Raw genomic sequence first — 767 nt, forward strand, 5'->3', positions numbered from 1 at the left:
GATGCGATGCCATTGGCGCTTGTTGAGCAGGTACCAGGAGCCGCGTGCGCGATTCCTGGCGAACCGGAAGTGCAGCGCAGGGTGACTGGCGTCCCGTAGATCGCGTACATGCTCAAGCTTGGCATTGCGGACAATCTCGGCATCCGACAGCTTCACCGTCAGGGTTTTGATTTGGGTGCTCAAACGCTCACCTTCCCTTCTTTGATCAATATGGCCTGAGTGCGCATGACGCCCTCGGCGAGAAACAGGCGGATTTCGTACTTGGTCAACTGTCCGGGCGCACGCAAGCGTCCATCAGCGATGTCATGGCAGTAGCCGCAGGCCCAGGCGCCCTGGAAGTCATTTGGCTTCATGCCCATACCGCAGGTGCCGGCCAATCGGTAGTGCGCTAGCACTGTGGTGGACGGCTCACACGAGCAGCCCGGGAAACGGACCTGGCAGTCGCGATCGCGCGCAGCCTTGGTGAGCTTGCTCATTAGAATTTATCCTTGCCGTAACGACTTGCCATGCTGGTGACCTTCTGAGGTTTCTGCGGCTCAACCCATCCCGCCGCCAGTTGCTCGAACCGGCTGTACTGACCCAGGAACGCTGTTCGAACGGTGCCGGTTTCAATGTCCCGGCCTTTGCCGATGATGATTTCGGCTATTCCTTTCGCCTCGGTGTGCTCGTGGTAAACCTCGTCGCGGTAAACGAACAGAATGATGTCGGCGTCTTGCTCAATAGCACCGGATTCGCGCAGGTCAGAACAGAGCGGGCGCTTGTTCGGG

At 58.9% G+C, this 767-nt stretch carries 2 protein-coding genes and 1 pseudogene; all 3 read right to left on the minus strand.

The features are described from left to right. Positions 1-183: pseudogene (locus tag HX855_RS32840) on the minus strand (site-specific integrase); the annotation flags it as partial. After that, the gene (locus tag HX855_RS32845; protein WP_177085243.1) at positions 180-476 is read right to left on the minus strand and encodes a DUF1364 domain-containing protein; all 297 of its coding nucleotides are present in this window, start codon (positions 474-476) and stop codon (positions 180-182) included. The pseudogene HX855_RS32840 and the gene HX855_RS32845, both read right to left, overlap by 4 nt. Further along, a partial coding sequence (locus tag HX855_RS32850) for a DnaB-like helicase C-terminal domain-containing protein (RefSeq protein ID WP_306219242.1) occupies positions 476-767 on the minus strand: 292 nt, incomplete at its 5' end. The genes HX855_RS32850 and HX855_RS32845, both read right to left, overlap by 1 nt.

Origin of the sequence: Pseudomonas sp. IPO3778, from assembly GCF_013386825.1 — a bacterium.
Lineage (GTDB): Bacteria > Pseudomonadota > Gammaproteobacteria > Pseudomonadales > Pseudomonadaceae > Aquipseudomonas.